The organism is Paenibacillus qinlingensis (assembly GCF_031455095.1).
In the GTDB taxonomy this organism is placed as follows: domain Bacteria; phylum Bacillota; class Bacilli; order Paenibacillales; family NBRC-103111; genus Paenibacillus_E; species Paenibacillus_E qinlingensis_A.
The window spans coordinates 432,544-456,231 of record NZ_JAVDSB010000002.1; the positions used below are offsets into that span (position 1 = coordinate 432,544).

Sequence of the window (23,688 nt, forward strand, 5' to 3'; positions counted from 1 at the left end):
GTGATTACTTTTTCAGGCTAGTGATATAATCGTTCATTTGTTTCGCATACTCATCCCCACCATTTTTATACCAGCCTGTTTGTAGCTCTGTAAATTTGTCGACAGTTTCCTTCCCCATAATAATTTTCATAATCGTTTGATCCCACGTTTTTTGATAATCTTGATAGATCGGTTTTCTTGCTGCTTCAGGCTGGAAGCCCAAATCTTTGGAAGTAACGACCGTGTCAATCGACGTTTTTAACCATGGTGTGATTTTATCAACAACATCTTTAGGTGTACCTACTTTAATAAAGAAAGAAGAATCGTTTGCGCGTCGCATGGAATTCTTACGAACATAATCCGTTGGCAGTGTTGCTGGTGCTACTTTTTGACCGTCTTTAATCGTATAATCATTGCCTTCATATCCGTTCTTAACCGTTTCCCACATACTATCTGTTAACCATGAATTCAGGAGAACTGCTGCTTTTTCTGGATTTTTTGCTGTTTTGGTGATACCCCAAAAACCCCAAATGCCAGTCGAATTAACCGAACCTGTGTTGAAGCTTGCTTTGCCATCTTCTCCTTTTACCCAGATATAAGTAAGATCTGCACTAGGCGTTTGCTTTTGGATCTCTGGCAAATGATACGTATAATGGGCAGCAAATCCTGGGTACACACCCGTCATCCCACGCCAGAAGCGTTCTCTGCGTTTCGTTTCATCATTGGTGGCTGAATCGGGATCGAATACGCCTTCCTTATACAGCTTAGCCGTGAACGCCAACGCATCTTTATAACTAGTCTTACTGGTGTCATACTTGGCATCCATGTATGTATAAGTTCCGCTGTTTGCTTCCTGCCAACCAAGCACACCAAAAGCTCCAGTAAGAATAGGATCAAACACTTTAGACTGCGGATTCACAGCGCCAGCATATCCGTATGTGTCGTTTTTACCATTTTTGTCAGGGTCATTAAAAGTAAACTTTCCTAGAATATCTGCGAATTGCTCTTTGGTTACAAGCCCATCCCCAGGCAATGTAATGCCAACATTCTGCAGCCAATCTTTTCTGACCCAATAACCATCATTGCGAAGAATCGACGTTCTTGGAATGCCATAGATTTTGTCGTCATTTTTCACTTTGAGCGAATCCCATTCCGACTGGTACGTATATTGTTTTAGCTCAGGCAGCTTATTGATATAATCGTTCACAGGTAAAAGTAAGCCATCTCTCACGGCATTTTGGAAGGCGACATCCCTCGTATCAGGAAAGAAAACGATATCAGGATACGTGCCGGAAGCCAGCATCAGCTGTAGTTTCTCTGCATAGCCGCTCATCGGTGGAATATCGAATTGAATCTTTACATTATTTTTCTCTTCCAACGTTTTAATGAATTTTTGATCAGCTTCAGTCAAGGTAGGCGAATCATAATTCGCCATAATTTTGAGTGAGACAGGCTCGCTTGCTTTTTTGACGGCGTCATCAGAGTTTTTTGCAGTGTCTGTACTGTTTCCGCAACCCGCAACAAGCAAGCTGATCGTCGTAACGCTCAACAAACTAGTGAGTACCCCTTTTTTTGAACTTTTCATGGTTTCATCTCCTAGGTAGATTAATTGGTATTGTATATGATCAACAGGAAAATTCCCAGTGTCACCTCATCCTTTTACCGAGCCAAGCAGCATGCCTTTGACAAAATATTTTTGCAGAAACGGATAGACAAGCAGAATGGGAACCATAACAATCATCAATGTAGCGTACTGGAGGGTTTCCGAAGTTACCGCATTAGCACCTAGCTCAGCAGCATTGGCATTCAGGGCCATCGTACTTGCAGCTTCAATAACTTCCCTCAGATACAGCATCAGTGGCCACTTGGCTTCCGATTGAATATACAGAATCGCATTGAAAAAGTTATTCCAGTAGCCCACAGCTCCGAATAGGGCAAGTGTTGCAAGAATCGGCTTGGAGAGTGGTACGATAATTCGCAGCAAGATATAGGGATAAGACGCTCCGTCAATGCTTGCTGCTTCCTCCAGCTCGTCAGGTAAAGATTCAATGAAGCTCTTCATCAGGATGAGATTAAAGCCCGTGAATAACGAAGGAAGAATCAACGCGGCTAATGTATCTAGGAGCCCTAATGACCTCATTAAGTAATAATTGGGAATGATGCCTCCATTGAATAGCATTGTAAAAACAACAGCGACAAGGATGAAGCTCCGTCCTTTTAGAAACTTTTTGGACAAAGGATAAGCCATGAGCACATAAAGAACTAAACTTCCGAATACCCCAATGATTGTGATTGTAATCGTATTGAGATAGCTGCTCCAAAGTACGGGACGAGACAAGATTTCTTTATAGGAAGCGAAATTGATATCATGCGGCCAAATCATCAAAGGATGGTTGATAAAAGCATCATAAGAACTAAATGAAACGCTAGCGACGTTAACGAATGGATACAGCATTGCAAGCGTTATCAGAGTGAGCAGTGTGTAATTGATACAATCGAATACATCTATTTTTTTTGTCATTTTGATTCTCCTACCAAATATTATGACCGAACAGTTTTGCGATCCGATTCGCCCCAAGAACCAACACAAAACCTACAAAAGCTTTAAACAACCCGACTGCTGCTGAAAATGATAACCGTCCATCGATTAAACCGATTCGATACGTGTAGGTTTCAAGGACATCAGCTACTTCATAGGTTGAAGGGTTATAGAGTAGGAATACCTGCTCGAAACCATTATCAAGAATATGTCCCAATTGTAAGACGATCAGAATCACGATTGTCGGGAGAATACCTGGAATCGTGATGTGGAGAATCTGTTTAACTCTACTCGCACCATCCATTTTGGCTGCTTCATAAAGGGAAGAGTCAATACCGGTCATGGCAGCTAAATAGATGATTGTTCCCCAACCCATTCCTTTCCATACTTCGGCTGAAACGAGAATCGTTCGAAAGTAACTGGGTTCAAGTAAAAACGGAATCGGCTTATAGCCAAAGGACGTAATGATTGTATTAACTGCCCCAGTAGACGGTGATAAGAAATTGATAATCATCCCTGCCAATACAACCCAAGAGATGAAATGAGGTAAATACAAAATGGTTTGGGATACACGTTTAAAAGCCATGTGTCTAACTTCATTGAGCATGATCGCCAAAATGATAGGTGCAGGGAACCCCCAGAGCAACTGGTAAAAACTTAAAATAAGCGTGTTTCGAAGTACGACATAGAAGTCTTTGGACTGAAACAAGTATTGGAAATTATCCAAACCTACCCATTCACTTGCCCAAATGCCCCGTACTAAGCTAAAGTCCTTGAACGCAATAACAACACCAAAGATCGGAATATACTTGAATATCAACAGATACAAACATCCTGGGATCAAAAACAAATACAGCCATTTGTGCTTTGCAAAATGCCGCCTACGCTCGCTTCTTTTATCAATAACTTTAATCAGTGACTGGTTTTCTAACCTAACTGCCATGATGTCTCTTCCTTTCTATCCGACAATCTATAACCTCTCTATGGCTCTATTTTACTGCCGCAGATTGTTGAGTTATATGAATGATCAATCGTTTTTTTACACTATTCCACGATGTTGTCGCCCCTATATATCAAATAGCCCTGCTGAAAGAACCAGCAGGGCTAACATACGAGTAGGGGATTTATTGGTACATGAATGAGAATGATATGTTTTTATTGTAAATCTCTATAGGTAAAACGATCTATAGTCATAAAAAGCTTGTAATGTAATAGAAAGTGACGAACGTGCCCGACTCTATTTGATTTTGTTGCTTTCATCCACGAAAAAAATTACAGTGGTTAATTAGTTCGAAGGATACAGACGAGGCTTATGAAAAGTGATTCTACCTACGATTGTGAAGCCCAAAATCACTTCTTAGAGGGCAACAGTACCTATTGATCTTTCTTAATGTGATCTTATATAATCGCTCTAATTGCATTTCCAATAATTTCATGTTAATTTTTGTGGAAATTTGTCAGTTATTAATCAGGATCATGAGGGAGGATAACTAGGAATGAACTTACTTTCAAAAATCACACCAAGAAATGTATTAAAAGTCACTTCAATGTCTCTTGCTTTATCTGTGCTTTTGAGTTCTTATAACTTGTCACCTGTCTCACACGCTACTTCTGCTTCTATCCAGAGCAGCGCAACTAACGCGCAACAGCTACTTGATGCGCCAAAGTTGATTGCTGATAGTACGAGGAATACGGTTCGTCGCAACGTCGATATCGAGTTTACAGATGATCTTGCATGGAGGAATGCGATCACTGCGGTAAAGTTAAATGGGTATGATTTAAGCAAAACCTCTCTCATCACCGTATCACCGGGTAGGATCACATTCGACAGTGCTCTATTCCAAGGTGAAGGCACGAATTCAATTCTAATTGAAGCAACAGGTTATTCCAATGCAGACATAACTCAATTAATTGTATCGAATTATGAAGTCAACCTCGCCTTAAATAAACCTACGTTTACCTCAGAAAATGCGAAACAGAATGGCAAAAATGCAGTAGATGGTGATCCGCTAACAAGATGGGAATCCGAATTCGCTGACTCCCAATATATGACAGTCGATCTAGGCGCGGTATATGATGTTTGCCGCGTAGTCTTAAATTGGGAAAACGCAGCTGGCAAAAATTATGATATTGAGCTATCTCTGGATGGTACGAATTGGACGACCGTTTATACGACCAACCAAGGAGAGTCTAACAACACCGATGTTGTGTATTTTACACCTGATAAAGCAAGATATGTGAAAATGAACGGTCATACGCGCACAACGGATTACGGGTTCTCTCTTTGGGAAATGGAAGTGAACGGTCTCCCTGGCGATGTATCGCCTATTGCACCAGCACCTACATTACATGCAGATGCAACAGATAATACGCTCGGTCAACCGATTGATATTACTTTTACTGACAATGTAGAGTGGAGAAACGCGATCAGTGAAGTAAAAGTCAACGGCGCCGTTATTCCCCCTTCTCAATACACAATGACGTCTGGCAAAATGGTCATAAACAGTTCTTGTTTTACAGAATCACAACCCTATTGGATATCCGTTCAGGCAAAGGGATTTAATGAATCGTTAGTTTATCAAACGATCCTGCCTAAGAACGACACAGGCGTGCCTACGAATCCACCAACGAATCCACCATCCAATCCACCCACGTACCCACCAGCAACACCTGGTAGCAATGTCGGGTTGGGTAAGCCAACGTTATCGTCGCCTAATTACCACCGCTCTAGCGAGGATGCTGTGGATGGCAGATTTGATCGCCGTTGGGAATCTGATTTTAACGATAACCAATGGATGAGCGTTGATCTTGGAACGCCAACTATGATTAACCGTGTGCTTTTAAATTGGGAAAATGCTTACGGCAAAGCCTACACAATTGACGTATCCGCAGATGGTAATAATTGGAATACTGTATACGCTACTGACCATGCAAATGGCGGTATTGACGACATTTCCTTCTCACCCGTAAATGCCAGATATGTGAAAATGAATGGAATTAAACGTGGCACACCTTACGGCTTTTCGTTGTGGGAATTCGAAGTATATGCGGGTACGGCGGATTTGATCGAAGGTGCTGTATTGACAGCTAGCACTACCGCCACAATAGGAAAGCCAGTTACATATACTTTCGCTGATGACACAGCATGGAGATATGCAATCAACTCAGTTGAATTGAATGGCGCAGCAGTGAGCCCTTCCAACTATCGTTTGGAAGCAGGTAAAATCACTTTAGATGCCTCCTTATTCATTGACCCTAAAGCGTATCAACTAACGATTGGAGCAACTGGCTACACCAATAGCTCTGTTGTACAAACGATTACACTAGGTTCTTCCTATAATCTAGCTTTGAACAAACCAACTACAACTTCAAACGAGCCACTTAAAAGCAGCAATTACGCAGTTGATGGTGACAAGAGCACACGTTGGGAGTCACCTTTCAGTGATCCACAATGGATTAGCGTCGATCTTGGTGAATCCTCTACGATCAACCGTATTGTCCTGGATTGGGAGAACGCTGCAGCTAAAAGTTACCGTGTAGAAGTTTCCATAGACGGTAAAACTTGGACAACCGTTTACGCCACAACAAGTGGTCACGAGGGCACCAATAACCTAATTATTAACCAAACTGAAGCACGCTACGTTAAAGTAACAGGTACAGAGCGTACCACGCAATACGGTTACTCCTTATTCGAACTAGGCGTATATTAATCTCTAGAATAGACCAGCTAAAAGTCAAGGACTGGGAAAGCATTTATTAGGTGCTCCCGGTCCTTTTTAAACACCCTTAATGCTCACTGCGCATTTTGTCGGTGACTTCCAGGTAGAGAACTTGGAGAAATTTTTTAACATTAACCTTCCCCTTCTCCGGCTTCCAATTCTCATCGATTTCTTTCATCTTCATACGCACATCCTGAAATTCAAAATATAGAGGTGCATAATGCTCAAACTTGGGATTGCCATAATCCGTCAAGCCAATGCTCGCTATATGGGTTAATGCCGTGCTGATCGTTCGACGAATTCGCTGTTCCACAGCTTTGCCCTCTTTCTCAACATCCGCTTCATTTACCTTGTGGCAGCGGGCCACCGTTTCATAGAGCTCCTTCAGCGGTGGGATTCCCTCCCCTTTATGATGACGAACAAGATGCTCCATAATGTCCATCACGTCGCGACTTCCACTATCGCCTACTATCCCTATATCCATGAGAATCGGCTGTAGGATTTCACGGACACCTCGTTTTTTACGCATACTTTCCGAACCGGTGTGCAATAGACTTAGTTTGGTTAAAGACTCCTGTATTTCCTGCAAATATCGGCTAATCTTCCACTGCTCATGAACCTTGGATAGCACTGCTTCGACTTCAATCTTATTGATCGGCTTTTGAATATAGAATTCAACACCAGCTTGATAAGCCTTACCGATCATTTCTTTATTTTCAATTTGCGAAATCATCACGTACTTCCCTTGAAAACCGCGCTCCTTCAAGCGAATAATGGTTTCAATACCATCTTGATCCGGCATAAGCAAATCGATAACTACGACATCCGGTGTCGTTTCCAGAAGAATTTTTTCTCCTTCGCTACCGCTGTCTGCTGTCCCTACAACTTCGCCTAAACCACCATTTTCAATGATCCTTTGCAGCATCAGTCTGCTTACTGCATCATCGTCTACGATTCCGAATGACAGCATCATCGCTATGCTCCTTTTTTCAACGTATGGGTCAATAAGGTAATGACGAAAGAGGTCTGAGAGCCTGGCTCGTCAGAGCGCAAAAGAATGTCCCCACCTAGTGAATGAACAATATCTCGAACGTGTGAGAGGCCAATCCCTGTCGCAGCAAAGCCTTCCTGATTGAATTTCGTTGTGAAACCTGGAGCAAATATCATCTCTTTATCCTGCTCCGAAATACCAACACCCGTGTCCGATACGGTCAAGATGGTCTTAAAACCCTGCTCATAGGCCCTAACCAGAATTGATCCTTGATCTTCAATGGCTTCTACAGCATTCGATACGAGATTATTGAGTACGGTTAAAAGGGGTATATATTGATCCGAGTGATAGTCCGTTTGAATGTCGCTTGTAAATTGAATCTTTTTTCCAATCATGGTACTGTATCCAAGGTTGGACTTAATGGCGAATTCCACAACTTCAGCCAGTCTCATGTCGGCAGCATAATCTCGATCAAACAGCTTCAACAAACCAGCGAGGATGCGTTGAGAGTCCTTCTTTACCTCATGAATTTGCTGGGTAATTCCTAAAATGGTGCGAGCATAGCTCTTTAACCCCGTCCCATTCACTTTTTCATATAAATTATGGCTTTTCGCGGTTATTTGTTCTATGGTTTCCATTGACTTTCGTAAGTAAAATACTTCGCCATACAATCCGCTATTCGTATTTAACATTTGCTCAATACGCTTCTGCTGCTCAATATGCAAGACTCTCATCTGATTAATGGTTACACTACTGTAGATGCCGACCACAAAGTAACTTCGTACGACAGCGGTCACGGTAATAAACACGAATTGTTGGGAGAACAGGTAAGGTGAATGAAATATGAAGCTGCGCGCCAATAATTCCAGTTCATTTGACATGAGGTCAATAACAGATAAGAATAATCCTAGTATGAAGGGGTGGAAGCGATCCCACTTGTCCTTAATCAGACTCATGGCAATCGCATAGGTTATATAATAAAACGTGGCTGACAAATGCATTTGCGCGCTGGTGATGAAAGATAAGGCGCCATGCGAAGTAATACCATCTTCTAACATTCGAAATAGCAGAACAGTGATGCCCGTAATGATACCTGTATACACATAGGGTAGATGCCTCATTAATAACAAGCAGAGAAGAAAGGCGCTGCTGCCAAGTCCGATGCGAAACACTTCACCACTGAAAGGTGTTATTTTAAACTCCCCGGCAATTGCTGTTACAATCGCGATGAGGATCATCTGTAGCCCTTCGTTCTTCAATCGTCCCAGGCGCTCACCCCCTCGATAGATCATGCTATTAACCCATTCTTGATTCCATCCTGCGGGCTGCTAATGATAGCGCATAATTCACAGTAAAATACATAAGGGCCACTAAACATAAAATGGGCAACGTGTAATTATAGTTCTGTCCAATTACTATTTTCGCATGATGCATCAATTCAGGCAAGGAAATAACAATCGCTAGGGAAGTATCTTTCAACAGGGAAATAAATTGACTCACCAGTGGCGGCACCATACGGCGCAGACCCTGTGGAAGGACGATATGCCAGAGAGTTTGCACAGAACCTAGTCCTGAAGAACGTGCCGCTTCAATCTGTCCTTTATCGATAGAATTTAGGCCGCTTCGTACAATTTCTGCAATCATTGCCCCTTCAAATATCGTTAAAGCAAAAATAGTTGCCTGCATGGCTCCAAATTTGATGCCAATATCCGGCAAGGCGAATCGTGCGAAAAATATGATTAACAATAATGGTAAATTACGTATGAGCTCGACTACGATGGCTAGAATGGGGGACACAACCATCAGCTTGGTATACCGAATTGTGCCGACGACAACTCCTACGATGAAGCTCAAAACAATTGAAATGGCAGCGACTTTAAGCGTCATGTAGAAGCCTTCCAATACAAATCTCATATTATCTGCTGAAAAAGCATGTAAGATATCCATTCGTTCACCCCCTCTTCCAATCAGTCCGTACGAGCTAATTTACGTTCTAGAAGCAGTGCCGTGTAACTTAAGGGCAATGTCAGTACCAGATACAGCACAGCAACAAAGATATAGGTATCGAACGTAGCAAAGGTCTCACTTGCAACTTGATCCCCGAAATACATGAGATCAAAGCCTGCGAATACGCCTAGTACGGACGAGTTCTTAACGAGGTTTATGAATTGGTTGCTGAGCGGAGGGATCACAATTTTGATTGCTTGGGGAAGGACGATATGCCACATCGTTTGAAGATACGTCAGTCCCGAGGATTGTGCAGCCTCAGACTGACCTTTTGGCACCGACATAATGCCAGCACGGATCGCTTCCGCAATAAAAGATGCCGTATATACCGTAAGACCTAAAGTTCCGCATACGAACCCGCTTAGGGTAATGCCCAACGAAGGCAGCCCATAAAAGAATACAAAAACAACAAGCAAGAGCGGAATATTTCGAATGAACTCCACAAAGGCCGTACCTAACCATTGCAGTATTTTCACAGATCCGATACGAAAAATGGCAATGATCGTGCCCAGCACAAAGCTCCCAATTAAAGCAATAACGCTAGCAATGATGGTGTTCAAGAAGCCCTTCATATAGATATCAAAATAGTTCGTAAAAATTGAGAAATCCAACATGCGCTCCCCCCTCATAGACAGAAAATGGGCAGCGGCAGCCACCCATATATCCTCTTATTCCTATTATTTAGATGGCGCTTTGCCAATCCATTTTTCGTATATTTTCGCGTATTGACCGCTTGACTCCAGCTTCTTCAATCCGTCATTCACTGCAGCTTGAAGCGTTGTTTCACCTTTTTTCATCGCAATGCCGTAAGGTTCATCTGTAAAAGGTTCCCCAACTACTTCGAAGTTCTTATCCTGCTCCATCATGCCATAGAGGATGGCGTTATCCGTAGTCAACGTATCGCCTTGACCTGCTTTCAGCGCGCTAAATGCATCTTGATAATTATCAAACTCGAGTATGGTGGCATCTGGCGATTTCGCTTTAATATTCGCAACCGATGTGGCGCCTTTTACAGCCAGTACCTTCGTTCCTTTTTTAACATCCGCAACACTCTTTATAGGGCTGCCCTTTTTGACGAGCAAGGACTGTCCCGCTTTAAAATACACCTGAGAAAATTCAACTTGCTTCATACGCTCTTCGGTAATTGTCATCGTGGCAACAATCATGTCAATTTCTTTGTTATCGAGCATCGGAATCCGTGTCTTAGACGTTACTTCTTTGAACTCAATTTTCTTCTCATCGCCGAGAATTTCTTTGGCTAGTGCCTTGGCGATATCAATGTCGAAACCTTCAACTTCGCCTCCGGTTGGATTTTTCAATCCGAAGAGCTTCGTATCATACTTCACACCCACGACAACTTTCCCTCTACTTTTGATTTCATCCAAAACCGTTGTCCCACCCGCTGGCTTCGTCGTGCTTGGAACTGTGCTTGCTGCTGGCGTGCTCGATTCGCCCCCTGATATACTTGTTGTAGAGGCACACCCTGTCAATGCGATAATGGTAACCAACATCAACATGAAATTCCATTTTCTTGACATCATGGTATCGTTCATCTCCCTTATTTAATGGTTAAGTACGCGATTCAAAAACAGTTTCGCTCTTTCTTCACGCGGATTAACGAAAAATTCATCTGGAGGTGATTCTTCGACAATCTGACCTTTATCCATAAATACGACACGATCGGCTACTTCTCGGGCAAAGCCCATCTCGTGTGTGACCACAACCATTGTCATTCCCTCATCGGCTAGCGTTTTCATTACGTCCAAAACTTCACCAACCATTTCTGGATCCAAAGCTGAAGTCGGCTCATCGAACAACATGATCTTCGGTTTCATCGCAAGCCCCCTAGCAATGGCGACACGTTGTTGCTGCCCGCCAGACAACTGCGAAGGAAAGCTGTGCGCCTTATCCTGAATACCTACCTTATCCAGATAATACATCGCGATCTCTTCAGCTTCTTTCTTATCCATACCGCGTACCTTCATTGGCGCAAGCGTAATGTTATGGATTACTTTCTTATGCGGATATAGATTGAAATGCTGGAATACCATGCCGATATCCCGACGCAGCTTGTTCATATCCATCTTCTTGTCGCTGACCTTGTATTCATTCACGACAAGTTCTCCACTTGTGATGGTCTCTAGACGATTAATGCATCTTAACAGTGTACTCTTGCCTGAACCGGATGGACCTACGATAACAACGACTTCACCCTGCTGAATCTGAAGATCAATTCCTTTGAGAACATGAAAATCGCCGTAATGCTTCTCGACTTGACGAAATGAAATCAATGGAACCCCCCCTTCGAAGAATCTCTGTGAATGTAATCTTTTTGTTATGTAAACTGACAATAGATGTATCTAAATAATATGGAAAACCTATAGAATCTTATGTAATCCGACATTACCTCTTTAAAAAAAGGCCGTGGTAACATGATTCGGTACGGAAAGAAACCTAGGCAGTGGCCTAGGTTTCACGGTTAACGACTATTTTTATATCATATTCACAAGCCGTGCTTGCCTAACCAAGCTTACCTTGCTAGTCGCTTTTCACTCTTCAACGTTTTATCCCAATCTGCTCTAGCCATGTAGACATTGGATTTGCCGCCTCTGTCGGAGGAGAACAGAATATGCTCGTCATTTCGGGTAAAGATGGGATGCGGATGTGACATCTGACTGCCCCAGGAAGTGCCATGCGCACAAAGAAGGCCAACTTCTATCGAGTCCCCTTCGTATTTTAACAATGACATATAGTTCCCGCAATCCTTCATCACTTCGCGAATGTGTGCACGATCACCGACACCCATCGTTTCCTGATAGTTCATCTGTACATGGGATGGCCTAGTGTAAGGGTAATAATATCTTCTCTCGTTCGATCCATCTGTGTTTATGAAAATATCGCCATGCAACAAAAATTCGTCGCCGACCCGCTCCCTAGATGAATACTGGGCACCAACCCTTCCGCTGGCGGTAAAAAATTCATGTCCGATCCGTTCCAATCCTACCTTCTGATCTACTAGTGGATACACTTTGTCATGGTCGATGCGTGCCGTCCACATTCTCTGAACCTGGAGCCAGGGACCTTCGTGGCAAAATAAAATCAAATTCGAATCGACCGGGCTTATATTCACATGCGAGATATACTGTCCTTCTCCCCATACCACATAGGGAGCTTTTCTATCAATATCAAAGCGGATGACAACACTCCTTGGTCTGCGGAAGTGTTTTTCTCTATGTGTTGAATAAGTACCACCACTATCCGTACAAAGCTCCATATGCTCCACATACGAAAAAGCGAGATATTTCCCCGCATTATCGACAGATAAATCGACGGGATGAAAGCCACGTGGAATTTCCATGAGCTCCTCGGTTTCTAGATTATCAAGGCGAACACGCATTAGCGTGCGATCTGCAAAATAATAAACAATATGATGCCAGGCATCGAGTACGGAACTGAAAGGAATGACCCCCTCCTGATCGGTGATTTGCACCATTTGTCCGTCTCTGAACCGCAGTGTGTATAATTGCATGGAACCGGAACGATTAGATGCCAGAAGCATGTAATTATTGTCAGAATCAATTAATGTTTTGGTGAAATAGGGATGATACGTATCGCCGGAATTGTCGGTGAGCTGTATAACCTCGACACCTGTTAGCTCGTCTTGCTTTTTGGTTATCGTTGAGTAATAGACATCGCCTTTCATAGCACTTTTCACTCCTTGTTTATTTGTTCGGCAGCATGAATCGTCGTCGTCGACGCTTTAGGGCATCGACGACGACCGTGCAATCTTCTAGTTACCCGCAAGCACTCCAATATCCGTGCCCGTCAGTGCGCAGCCAAAAACATATACTTCGTCTATCTTACCGTTAAACGCATTCGAAAAATCCGGCCGTCTCCCTATAAACACATGTTGATTGTTGTTATATTGGGTAGACGGAATTGAACTCAGATTGGAGCTGCTTAACGCTCCGTTGACGTAGAGCTTTAACGCAGTTCCCGGCTCGAATACGCCCGCCAGATGAACCCATTGCCCAACCGGCAGCGTTCCTGCCGTCACTACATTTATAGAAGTAGTTGCACCGGTTGCGATCTGGAAGACACCTTTGCCTGCAGCATTCAAATACAGGCTCCATGACCTGGAATTGGAGCCATTCTCCTTCGAGATGATTCTGCCATCATTTGCGAAGCTGTCGATATAGACCCAGGCTGTCAGAGACATGGCGCCCGTAAATTGCAGTTCAGTGGGAGTCCCCAGATCAACTTCATCGTTCGCACCGTCAAAATCCAAGCTGTTTCCAATCTTGCCTGCTGTCCATACGGGACCATTAATCAAGGTTCCACTCAAAAGATTGCCTGAGGAATCCGATGCGACGGTTCCCGATGTCTCGTCAAGCTTCCAGTATCCCACAGGGGATACTGAGCCAGAGCCAGACGATACGGTAAAATGAAGCGTATACGTATTACTCGTCGTTCCATCGGAAGATGTCACCGTTACGACTGCTGTGCCCGGCAAACTCGCCGGTAAGTCATACGCAATCGTAGAAGGCGATGCTGAGCTGGCATCGAGCGAGGCCGCAGACACCGTGGGTACGCCAGAGCCGACCGGTAGTAGGACATTGTAGCTGTACGTACCCGGATCGAACCCCGTAACTGTCTGCCCATTCACTTGCAGGTCACTGAGCATCGCCGGTACGCGCACCCTGTACTCTGCTTGGTTGACGCCATTAACCGAGCTATTCGCCGTGATTGTTGCTGTACCCGCATACATACCAGCGACGTTAACGGATGATACATCGATCACCGACGATGAGGTAAGCGGAGCCGCCGAACTGCTGGATATCCAATCGGCATTCAGATTCGAAGTGTTCGGGAATGGCTTCGTAGCGTTTAGCTGAATCGTTTGCCCTAGCGGCACTGTAACGGCGCTATTCTCTGCTTTAATGGTAATCGGTACCGAATACCCGTTGGTCAATCTCACAAACAAAGTGGAGTATTCGACAGCCCGGTTAAAAGATGCTTTCGTACGGTCCACATTAACCGTAAACGTTACGGAAGTGTTGCTTGCAAAAGTTCCCGTTGAAGGCGTAACCGAGTACCAATCTTCCTCCGCATTACGTCGAATCGTATAACTGCCGGATCCGCCGAGTGTGCCTGTCGAGATTGTAAACGTAGCTGAGTTGCTCGCTTCCGGGATACTAACCAAATACTTATCTGATTGGAATGGAATCGGCCGTTTCGGGAACAAGCTGCTCGCCCCTTGCTCAAAAGCACCGATATCAGGAGACGCACCAGAGTACGCATCCGCAAAATTGTTCACGATGGTTCCCTTATCCACAACGTTAACTTCCCTTGCCGTATTGATGCCTGAAGTCGTTGGTGTAAAAACACCTGCGTCCGGATTCATCATCTTACCAATCTTGAACAATCCGTGTGCCTCGGCACCTGGATTGGCATAAATATCCCCCGAGCCGTCGGCATCCGTCGTCCGGCCCAACGCATCATAATCGAAATTCGTGCCGGGATTCACGGACGGATTATTATCCTCAATGTTGTAAAATTTAGACGAACCCTTGGTGAGATCTCTCATCACCACAATGAGATTATTTCGAGTGCCGCCGTACCAATTCTTTGGCGTACTGCTGCCAGTAATCGCTTTGGGAACGGCATAAATCGTATTGTTGAAGAACCAGGTCTCACCCTTATACACGGTGCTGCTGTTACCTCCCAATTTGACTACCGAGCCCGTGCCTGTTCTTCTATAATCATTCAGATTATGGAAGACATTATTAAATGCATAGCTCGGCCCGACCATGTTCGGAGCGAAGCTGGTGCCGGAATAGCTCATCTCGAAGCGATTGTCGAACACCCGAATATTGGACTGTCCACCGTCAAATTCGACACTATCATCATTCGCGTATCCGAAGAAGTTGCCGTAGATATCTGCATCCTTATAAAAGCCGCCGCTCTCTTGATTATTGTAATAGCCGCTGATCACGTCATTGAATCGGTGGTACTCATCCGTTCCACTAAAATCGTTATATCTGACCACCATGCCACCTGCACTTCGGAGGTACATCGCTTCTGGCCCTTGAGGGTGTGAATTGCTATACACTTGCCCATCCGAGGTGATACCTCCCCACGGGTTCGCATAACCTCTTGGCTCATGCACGTAGCTTCGTTCTACAACGATGTTTTTCGCGTCCTCGATCCGGAAGCCTGCATCACCTTCCAACATATCTCCCTGTGCATCAATCGGTGTGCCATAGCCTACATCACTCTTATTGATATAAGCCAACTGTGCAGCTGTATGCACGGTATCCACTGCCGTGCGTCCCCAGCCGGAAATATCCGCATTTGTAATCCGAACGTCGTGATTCGTACTGTTCAGATAGATGCCATTCTTGTTGCCGCCCTTGACAATGAAGCCATCCAGAATGGTATATACCGTATTCGTAATCGTTACCGCATGCTGAGTTAATGTACCGGCATCAATGGTGAGACCTGTATCATTAACAATTTTGATCCACCCGCTGTTCGTTCCAGTCAACCCGTTAATGACGAACCCGCCGCTCGAGTACAAGCTGGATAACGAAATCGTCTGCGCAATCACGGGGTTCGAGGTCCAGGTTTGGACGGTTCCCGTCTCCGATTTGATGAGTGTACTTCCGTAGTACACATCCGACTTGACATCGTAGGACGTATTCTCATCCAACCTGACAATACTGCCTGAGAAAATCTCCTTGCCTGGAATATAGATGGGATCCAGTGCATTCTTCCACACCGTGTCCGCTGTCTTCTTGTAGGACAGATGACGAGTCAAATCGTCCCGCCCGCCTGCAATATAAGCACTGATGGAGTTAAAAGATGGCGTCAGCGTCAACCCGTAAACCGGCGTAGGCATTCCTGCCGTCACTGTCACTTGAGCTGAAGCCGTGTACACCGCAGGGGTTGTGCTCGGCGGCGTAGTTGTGGTAGACGTGGCTGTGATGGTCGCCGTTCCGGTATTCACCGCCGTGACCAGCCCTGTGTTGGCATCAACAGTAGCAACTGAGGAATTGCTGCTGCTCCAGACGACTGCCTGCGGTGCTCCGGAAGGAGCAACCGTGGCGGTAAGTGTCTCGGTCCCCGCTTTCTCGATAGACGTCGATGTCTTATTCAAACTGACGCCTGTCACGGAGCTCGGTGCCGTGCCTCCGGTTTGCACGAGGCTGATATCATCGACATAAGCGGTCATACTGCCGCTGACTGCACTGCTGGAGAACACGTAGATCCGCATATATTTGGCGTTTGCGGGCACAGTGAAGTTACTTTGATACAATGTGTATCCAGATGTAGTTGTTCCTACAACCGAACCCACGATGACATCCGAACCAACTGTCGTGGAGCCGGTTGTATTAAAGTTATCTGGCCCTGCCTTGTCATAAAATCGAACAACCATTCCCGCCGAAGATGCCGAGTTCGTACAAGCCGTTACATTCATATAGAAGGAAATGTTATATGTCTGACCGGGAATGACTGACACGAATTGCTGTGCGGGCGTTTTTTGGCTGCCCGATCCAGCCGATACCTTCAAGGCATTATTGCCTGAACGGGCATAGGTCGATCCCGCCGGAGTACCGTTTGTCGCCTTCGACCCTGTCGAATCGATCTTCCAGTTGTCAAAGATTAGAACACCTGATCCTGTTGCACTCTCGAACCCGCCGTTTAATAGATTTCCATTCCCGAAAGCTGCAGCAGGCTTCGCCATTCCTAACGGGATACAACCTAATACCAAGCAAAACATGATGAGCTTGCATAATCGACTCCTCAACACGTTACTCATTCAGTAGTTCCTCCTTTGTGATGGATCCTAACAGATTCGTACGTTTTGCGCGTTATGAGCTTCGTTATCGTATGTTTCTCTGGTTGTGCAAGCAGCCTGCAATGTAAGCGGCCTGCCGCATGCAAATCTCTGAAGTGTGATGCACATGATCGCGGAACAACGTCTTGCCATCGCCTAGCCTTTGCGTATAGCTGTACAAATCGATGGATTGAACGCCAGCCGCCTCCATCATTCGATCGGCAACTTCATTGTAGAGATTGACGTCGCGATTGAAACGGTTGAATTTCTTCATCCGTTCTTCATGAATAGCATCATGAACAGGCGTGGTCCTCACCCAAACCATTCGTACAGGGAGTGGCTGCATAAGTTCTAAAATAGCCTTTAAATTGGTTTCATACTGTTCCAGTGGAACTTGCAGCTCGCCCGTTGACGCATTTCGTTTCATATCGTGCAGACCGCAATTCAGCAACAATAGGGTGTAATCGAATAAGCGATTTGCTACGAGATAAGATAAATATTGCAGCACCATCCCGCTGTCCCCACCGTTTGAGCCTCTCATCGCCTCGGGGAGATCTTGGTTTTCGTTAATTGAATCCCGATCCTTCTTACGATCGTAAATCATGCTCCCTTCCACCATTGGCTCCAAGTAGACTCCGTAATCGATGGATATGCTGTCCCCTAACACGAACAATTTATCCAACACTGCCCCTCCTTTTCAAATCTGATTTACATTCAGCAACCACCTCCTCCGGCGGTACTTTACTGTTTCGTTTGATCTCGATATTTGCCAGGTGTGATGTTCTCCGAACTTTTAAATGAACGAATAAAATTGCCGGAATTGCTAAAATGAAGCTTCTGGGCGATGTCACTAATCGTCATATCTGTTTCTCGTAACCATCGTTTCGCGATTCCAAGACGAACGTTCGCCAGATACTCGCCGAAATTAATGCCCATCTCTTGTCGAAACACTCGGCTGACATAGACTGGGTGATAGTTTAGCCGTTCAGCGCACAGTTCCAAGGTAAGATTGGTTTCTGCTTCGTTGTTAATCATCGTACAGACCTCTTTGGAGATGCGATGATGCGCCTTATCTTTTTGCTCGTTGATCAACTTGACTAATGGCATGATCAGCATGTGCATAAACCAACCTTCAATTTCCGGAATCGTCTTTATCTCAAACAATTTTTCAAATAACGAAACTGTACCGTCGTATGGCATGACGCCGCCAATTTCCTGGTGAAGACGAAGGAGATCAGTCAGAAGTCTCGCCACAAAGATTTGGTAATCTCGATGGTTAGCCGCATTCTTGTAAATTTCCTGAAGAAAACCGCTAAGCTTCTGCCGGATCTCATCTTCATTGCCTAGTGGAATCGAGTCGATCAGGTCATTCTCCATTTGCAATGGAAAAATGGGGGGTAGCTCGCGGTTAGGCTGAACCTCATCGAAGAAAAGAAGCGATTCTTGCTCATAGCGAATTCGGTATTTTAAAGCTTCCAACCCTTCTAAATAAGCCTTCGGTATTTCTTTTAAATCTTTATGCACCCTGCTTACTCCGATGCTTAACGGCAAGCGCAAAAACTCTCTTACCTTTTGCTGAATGGCCATCGCCCGTTCAAAAGCCAGAAGTCGAGCCTCCTGAGCGTCGGCGCCTTCACTGCCAATGATCAACACTTGCGAATGGTTAATTACGACCGATTCAAAGCGCTCATGGGAAGGAACAATCTCACCTGCAATATTGCTGATTGCAAACATTAATAGATAGCGATCTTTCTCTGTATAACTGGTTCCTTCCAGTGAATCAATTTCCGATACAAACACCATATATTGCTTCAGATTGGTTGGGTAATTGTAACTCTTCATCATCTCTTCGATTTCATTACGACGCCATTCGCCTAACAGGAGCTTGGTGACGAAAAACTGCTTCAACTGTTCGCTCATTTGCTGCCGCAAGTGAAGCAGTGACTTCAACTTTCCGCTGATAATGTCAATCTCGTTTCCTTTGTCAGAGCCCGACACTAAATCCCGGAGCACGCCATACCATCTTTTGATAGGCGAATAAATAACGCGTGAGCTGTAAAGCGAGACCAGAAAGGTGAGAATTAAAATTCCCGTACAAATATAAATCGTGTACCGGCCAATTTCCCTTGAATCCTTCGAAATATCGTCTAACGAAATAACCGATAAATACAACCAATTGTTATAGCTCGAACGGTAAGGAATAATAACGGACGGCTTGCCGTTCAGTTGAGCGGTAATGGCCTTATCATTTTCAAGATTGGCTGTTTGCGCCACGACAGCGTCGAGTGCACTTTGCAATTGCGAATCCGTGCTCGTTCCAGCTACAAATTTGTGATCTTCGTCCATAATGAACATTTCGCCGAACTCTTTATTTTTCGTAAGAATGGCATCCAAGTCATCCAACGAAATATCGACGAGCAACAAGGCAATTGGATTCGCTGAATGAAGAGGTAGCCTCTCGACGACCGTAACCGTTTTATCAGATAAATAGTAACGATTAAACTGCTGACCGGCTTCCGTATAGCGAGCGAAAAGCGATGGATCTGAATAGTAGGTAAAATTGTTAAAACGGCCGCCACTGCTGATCAACCAATTTTTTTGAAGATTGACGAGCACGACATCCGAGATCCCAAGCTCATAGGACTGCATAAAAGAAATTTCCTGCTGAATTTGCCCCACAGCCTGAAAGTCGTGTTGGGTAACGGCTTTGTTTATCGTCTGGGCGACTAGCGTGGAGTACATTAATTGATTCATCATCTTATCGACCAGACTTAATTCCCTTTCCGTTCGCAGATGAATCTGAGACAAGATCAAATCGTTGCCACGGATCACTTTTTCTTTAATCGAATTGGAGGAAATGACATAGGAAAGTAACCCCAGCGTAATAACCGGAATGGCACCCAGCAATATACTGATCGCGAGCAGCTTGGTAAAGTATCGAGACACCTCAATGTTCATGCGCTTTCTTCCCGACCCATATGAAAACTTCATCGCTACTCCTCCGTTAAGACGACTGGGGCTATCTCCAGTAAAACGATATAAAGAAAGCCCAGGCATTGTTCGCTAGTTGGTTAATGGCTACTTCTTAACCGCCTGATAAGCGGCGTTTATTTCATCAATGTACTTGGTACCTCCGCTGCTCTTCCATTGCTCAACCGCTTTTTTCCATCCCGCTGCGTCAAGCTCGCCGAGAATAAATTTGCTTTGAGCGTCGTTGATTGTTTGATCCAACGTCTTGCCGAGTGTGATATAGGTTGCCGATTTAAAAGGTGCCGCAGGATTGAACACAGCAAACTTCTCATTGTCCCTGCGGACTTCTGTCGATCTAGCGACTTGCGGATCGTCCGATTTTAATTGCGGTAACAGATCAGTCAAAATATTCATGTTATAGATACCTGGACCTGCGCCAGTCGACTTGGTGAAACCATCTTGATCCTTCCACACGACTTTGTCGCCGTCCAACGTATAGTGCACCCCTTCGATGCCATAGCTCAACAGAAGCTGCGCTTCTTTACTGCCCAATTTATCAATAAAACCTAATACTTGGCGCAGCTGTTCCTCTGTCTTTACGACTTTCTTTGGAATCATCATCATCAAGTTAAAGCCAGCTTCACCTCGAGTTTTGATGCCTGCCGGACCTGTAAATTGATTAATCATCATCACTTGTGCCTTCGGATCATTTTTCTGAACTGACTTCTCCCGAGTGGAATCAGACACCTGATAATAAATACCCGCTTTGCCGCCATAGAAGATTTCGTTCTTCTTGTTGGAATCGACCAGTAGGAAGTCTTGATTGACGCCATGCTCGTCATATAACTTTTTCATGGCATTAAGGGCGTCTGTATATTGTGGTGTTAATACGGCCGGAACCAATTTTCCACCGTCTTCTGCCCATTCGTTTGGTCCACCGAACCATGTCATTAACGCCTTGAAATCCGAACCACCATTATCCATCACCCATCCGGTTGTATCTTTCTTCCCGTTCTTGTCTGGATCACCAGTTCCGAAAGCGATTGCTGTACTTAACAATTCCTGCGGCGTAGACGGCACTTTAAGCCCCATATTGTCCAACCAGTCTTTACGAATAAATATTGTACTTCTCGCTTTATCTCGTGCACGGTAGATCCCGTAATTTTTTCCTTTGTAGGAAGCATTATTCAGGACACCAGCGTCAAGTCGCTTTAAATTAGGGTAATCTTTTAGATATGGCGATAAATCCCAGAACACACCCGCATCGACGGCACTAGTAACTGCCGGTAGATTGAGATCAGCAACTACGATCATAGGCAAATCTGCTGCTGCGAGGGAGGCGGTCAGCTTGTCATTGTATGCCGCGTTCGGCACCCAGTTGATGTTTAACTTCGAGTTGGTAACCTCCATCAGTTTCTTCATGACATCACTGTCGGCTGCTGGTGCATTAGGCGAGGTGTACATGGCCATCATCGAGATATCCACCGCAACAGCTGGTTTGGCGCTGGACGTTCCCGTTGCCGCAGTCGCGGATGATGATGGGGTTGCTTTTGACGTATCCCCACTTTTAGTTCCATCGCTGCATGCCGCTAATAACGCAGTGCTTAGTACTAGAACTAGCATAGCTCTCTTCTTTTGATTAGTAACCGTTTTCATTTATACCAATACCCTCTTTCTATTAAAATTATATATTAAATAATGACGAACTGCATCCCGAAGGTAGTAGCTGCATCATCCTTTAACCGAACCGAGTAAAACGCCCTTGGTAAAATATTTCTGCAGAAACGGATACAAGAGTAAGATTGGAAGAGTCGCCACTACGATGACAGCCGCACGAACGATGTTTGAAGGCGGAATGTACCCAAACTCATCATCTCCGACCCCGGCGGTACTAACCGTTACGATCTGCCGGAGCAGAACCTGAATCGGCCACTTGGACTGATCATTCATATACAGAATCGCAGATAGGAAAGTATTCCAATGACCCACCGCATAGAAAAGAGAAATCGTGGCAATCGCCGGCAGCGACAAGGGCAGAATGATGCGAAACAGGATTATGGGGTCACTCGCGCCATCGATCTTCGCTGATTCCTCCAGTTCATCTGGGAGTGCCTGAAAGAAACTTTTTAGGATGATTAAAATGAACGGACTTACTAAACCAGTAAGCCATAACGACCAGTAGGAATTCAGCAGCCCCATCGATTTCACCAGCAAGAAATTAGGTATCAGTCCGCCACTGAACAGCATGGTAAACAAGATCATCAGCATAATCGGATTTCGGACTTTTAAATATTTTCTCGATAGCGGATAAGCGATTAGCGATGTCACAATGACATTAAGTGCGGTCCCTATCACGGTAATGAAAATTGTGTTCAGGAGACTTCGCGGTAACGTATTGGAGGAGAAAATAAACCGGAATCCATCTAAGCTAAATTGTGTCGGGATAAGAAGAAACGGATGTGCTGCCAGCTGAGAAGAAGCAGCTATGGAAGTCGCGAAGACATGCAAAATCGGAATAAAACAAACCAGTGCATAAAGAAGTAACAGCACATAGTTGATCCCATCGAATAGCGTGTTTCTCGATCGCTTATGGGATGGGATGAGTGACACAGATACGCTTCCTGCCGTTGTCGGTTTCGTTTGTTCCATTACCATATACCCTCTTCTCCGAACTGTTTGGCTAAGCGGTTTGCGAAAAACACCATAATCAAGCCCGCTACCGATTTAAATAGACCGACTGCTGTGCTGTAACTAAATTGACCGCCTAGAATTCCGACATTATAGACGTAAGTATCGAACACATCCGCCACACCTCGATTCATCGCGTTCGACATCAGAAACACATGATCGAAGCTAAGATCCATGATATCCCCTACTTTAAGGATGAGCAGAATGACAACGACATTGCGTATGCCTGGCAATGTAATATGCCAAATTTGGCGTAGTCTGCTTGCTCCGTCGATCTCTGCCGCCTCATAAAGACTCGTGTCCACACCAGCTATGGCAGCTAGATAAATAATCGTCCCCCACCCCGCATCATGCCAGATAGACTGAATTGTATATAACGGGCGGAACCATCCAGCGTCGAGCATAAAGTTAACTTTATTGCCGCCAAGCGATACCAATACATTGTTAACGATTCCGCCTTCGGTCGTCAGCATGAGGTAAGACAGTGAGACCACAACGACCCAGGAAAGAAAATGTGGTATATAAATAACCGTCTGAATAAATCGCTTGAACAACTGCTTGCGGACTTCATTTAACATAAGTGCGAGAAGGATAGGAATTGGAAAAGCAAATACAAATCCATACACGAACAACATCAATGTGTTTCGGAGCAATATAAGAAATGTATCTTCCGTAAACAACCTGTGGAAATGCTTGAATCCAACCCAAGGACTGCCCGAAAATCCGAGAAACGGTTGATAATCTTGAAAAGCGATCATGTTACCGAACATTGGCAAGTATCGAAAAATGATAAAATATAAAATACCAGGAATCATCATGAGATATAGCCATCGATATTTACCTAGCTCTAATTGCACTGCCTATAGCACCACCTTGTCTTATGATTAAGCGCTTGCAACCTTACTATAATCGGCTTAGCGATTATCGGTATATCCTCTTTGCTGAACCACATGCC

At 44.7% G+C, this 23,688-nt stretch carries 17 protein-coding genes; 1 reads left to right on the forward strand and 16 read right to left on the reverse strand.

Going from position 1 to position 23,688, the window contains the following annotated elements:
* Positions 1 to 4 precede the first annotated feature (4 nt).
* From J2736_RS09785 to J2736_RS09795, 3 genes are all read right to left on the reverse strand, one after another.
* Entirely contained in the window at positions 5 to 1,564 is a 1,560-nt protein-coding gene (locus J2736_RS09785; RefSeq protein WP_310225917.1) for an extracellular solute-binding protein, read from the reverse strand.
* Positions 1,565 to 1,630: 66 nt separating this feature from the next.
* Positions 1,631 to 2,500: a carbohydrate ABC transporter permease gene (locus tag J2736_RS09790; protein WP_310225919.1), complete on the reverse strand. Its 870-nt coding sequence runs from the start codon at positions 2,498 to 2,500 to the stop codon at positions 1,631 to 1,633.
* A 10-nt stretch (positions 2,501 to 2,510) separates the two neighbouring features.
* The gene (locus J2736_RS09795) at positions 2,511 to 3,461 is read right to left on the reverse strand and encodes an ABC transporter permease (RefSeq protein ID WP_310225921.1); all 951 of its coding nucleotides are present in this window, start codon (positions 3,459 to 3,461) and stop codon (positions 2,511 to 2,513) included.
* A 553-nt stretch (positions 3,462 to 4,014) separates the two neighbouring features.
* On the opposite strand from J2736_RS09795, the gene J2736_RS09800 reads away from it, so the two are divergent.
* Positions 4,015 to 6,228 (forward strand): galactose-binding domain-containing protein, encoded by a 2,214-nt coding sequence (locus tag J2736_RS09800; protein WP_310225923.1) that lies wholly within the window; start codon positions 4,015 to 4,017, stop codon positions 6,226 to 6,228.
* 76 nt (positions 6,229 to 6,304) lie between these two features.
* On the opposite strand, the gene J2736_RS09805 is transcribed toward J2736_RS09800, so the two are convergent.
* The 13 genes from J2736_RS09805 to J2736_RS09865 all read right to left on the reverse strand — a co-directional run bounded on the left by J2736_RS09805 (position 6,305) and on the right by J2736_RS09865 (position 23,590).
* The gene (locus J2736_RS09805) at positions 6,305 to 7,210 is read right to left on the reverse strand and encodes a response regulator (RefSeq protein WP_310225925.1); all 906 of its coding nucleotides are present in this window, start codon (positions 7,208 to 7,210) and stop codon (positions 6,305 to 6,307) included.
* 2 nt (positions 7,211 to 7,212) lie between these two features.
* Entirely contained in the window at positions 7,213 to 8,520 is a 1,308-nt protein-coding gene (locus J2736_RS09810) for a sensor histidine kinase (protein WP_310225927.1), read from the reverse strand.
* Positions 8,521 to 8,524: 4 nt separating this feature from the next.
* A complete protein-coding gene (locus J2736_RS09815; RefSeq protein ID WP_310225930.1) occupies positions 8,525 to 9,175 on the reverse strand; it encodes an amino acid ABC transporter permease in 651 nt (216 codons plus the stop codon).
* A 20-nt stretch (positions 9,176 to 9,195) separates the two neighbouring features.
* Positions 9,196 to 9,849, reverse strand: coding sequence for an amino acid ABC transporter permease (locus tag J2736_RS09820; protein WP_310225932.1), 654 nt, complete (start codon positions 9,847 to 9,849; stop codon positions 9,196 to 9,198).
* Between the two features lie 63 nt (positions 9,850 to 9,912).
* A complete protein-coding gene (locus tag J2736_RS09825) occupies positions 9,913 to 10,776 on the reverse strand; it encodes a glutamate ABC transporter substrate-binding protein (RefSeq protein ID WP_310225933.1) in 864 nt (287 codons plus the stop codon).
* 21 nt (positions 10,777 to 10,797) lie between these two features.
* Positions 10,798 to 11,526, reverse strand: coding sequence for an amino acid ABC transporter ATP-binding protein (locus tag J2736_RS09830; protein ID WP_310225936.1), 729 nt, complete (start codon positions 11,524 to 11,526; stop codon positions 10,798 to 10,800).
* 239 nt (positions 11,527 to 11,765) lie between these two features.
* A complete protein-coding gene (locus J2736_RS09835; RefSeq protein WP_310225938.1) occupies positions 11,766 to 12,938 on the reverse strand; it encodes an oligogalacturonate lyase family protein in 1,173 nt (390 codons plus the stop codon).
* A gap of 87 nt (positions 12,939 to 13,025) precedes the next feature.
* A complete protein-coding gene (locus J2736_RS09840; protein WP_310225940.1) occupies positions 13,026 to 17,057 on the reverse strand; it encodes a LamG-like jellyroll fold domain-containing protein in 4,032 nt (1,343 codons plus the stop codon).
* Positions 17,058 to 17,121: 64 nt separating this feature from the next.
* Positions 17,122 to 17,757, reverse strand: a complete 636-nt coding sequence (locus J2736_RS09845; protein WP_310225942.1) for an SGNH/GDSL hydrolase family protein — start codon at positions 17,755 to 17,757, stop codon at positions 17,122 to 17,124.
* A gap of 59 nt (positions 17,758 to 17,816) precedes the next feature.
* Positions 17,817 to 20,066, reverse strand: coding sequence for a helix-turn-helix domain-containing protein (locus tag J2736_RS09850; RefSeq protein WP_310225944.1), 2,250 nt, complete (start codon positions 20,064 to 20,066; stop codon positions 17,817 to 17,819).
* Between the two features lie 87 nt (positions 20,067 to 20,153).
* Positions 20,154 to 21,701 carry an extracellular solute-binding protein gene (locus J2736_RS09855; protein WP_310225946.1) on the reverse strand — a complete coding sequence of 516 codons (1,548 nt, stop codon included), beginning with the start codon at positions 21,699 to 21,701 and terminating at the stop codon, positions 20,154 to 20,156.
* A 75-nt stretch (positions 21,702 to 21,776) separates the two neighbouring features.
* Positions 21,777 to 22,694: a carbohydrate ABC transporter permease gene (locus J2736_RS09860; protein WP_310225948.1), complete on the reverse strand. Its 918-nt coding sequence runs from the start codon at positions 22,692 to 22,694 to the stop codon at positions 21,777 to 21,779.
* Entirely contained in the window at positions 22,694 to 23,590 is an 897-nt protein-coding gene (locus tag J2736_RS09865) for an ABC transporter permease (protein ID WP_310225950.1), read from the reverse strand. Before J2736_RS09865 ends, J2736_RS09860 begins: the two co-directional genes overlap by 1 nt.
* Between the last annotated feature and the right edge of the window lie 98 nt (positions 23,591 to 23,688).

Excerpts from the sequence above, each read along its gene's own strand:
- J2736_RS09860 (WP_310225948.1), bottom strand. The coding sequence starts at position 22,694 with ATGGAACAAACGAAACCGACAACGGCAGGAAGCGTATCTGTGTCACTC.
- J2736_RS09795 (WP_310225921.1), bottom strand. The coding sequence starts at position 3,461 with ATGGCAGTTAGGTTAGAAAACCAGTCACTGATTAAAGTTATTGATAAA.
- J2736_RS09840 (WP_310225940.1), bottom strand. The coding sequence starts at position 17,057 with ATGAGTAACGTGTTGAGGAGTCGATTATGCAAGCTCATCATGTTTTGC.
- J2736_RS09815 (WP_310225930.1), bottom strand. The coding sequence starts at position 9,175 with ATGGATATCTTACATGCTTTTTCAGCAGATAATATGAGATTTGTATTG.
- J2736_RS09810 (WP_310225927.1), bottom strand. The coding sequence starts at position 8,520 with ATGATCTATCGAGGGGGTGAGCGCCTGGGACGATTGAAGAACGAAGGG.
- J2736_RS09800 (WP_310225923.1), top strand. The coding sequence starts at position 4,015 with ATGAACTTACTTTCAAAAATCACACCAAGAAATGTATTAAAAGTCACT.
- J2736_RS09855 (WP_310225946.1), bottom strand. The coding sequence starts at position 21,701 with ATGAAAACGGTTACTAATCAAAAGAAGAGAGCTATGCTAGTTCTAGTA.
- J2736_RS09850 (WP_310225944.1), bottom strand. The coding sequence starts at position 20,066 with ATGAAGTTTTCATATGGGTCGGGAAGAAAGCGCATGAACATTGAGGTG.
- J2736_RS09825 (WP_310225933.1), bottom strand. The coding sequence starts at position 10,776 with ATGATGTCAAGAAAATGGAATTTCATGTTGATGTTGGTTACCATTATC.
- J2736_RS09785 (WP_310225917.1), bottom strand. The coding sequence starts at position 1,564 with ATGAAAAGTTCAAAAAAAGGGGTACTCACTAGTTTGTTGAGCGTTACG.
- J2736_RS09820 (WP_310225932.1), bottom strand. The coding sequence starts at position 9,849 with ATGTTGGATTTCTCAATTTTTACGAACTATTTTGATATCTATATGAAG.
- J2736_RS09790 (WP_310225919.1), bottom strand. The coding sequence starts at position 2,500 with ATGACAAAAAAAATAGATGTATTCGATTGTATCAATTACACACTGCTC.
- J2736_RS09835 (WP_310225938.1), bottom strand. The coding sequence starts at position 12,938 with ATGAAAGGCGATGTCTATTACTCAACGATAACCAAAAAGCAAGACGAG.
- J2736_RS09805 (WP_310225925.1), bottom strand. The coding sequence starts at position 7,210 with ATGATGCTGTCATTCGGAATCGTAGACGATGATGCAGTAAGCAGACTG.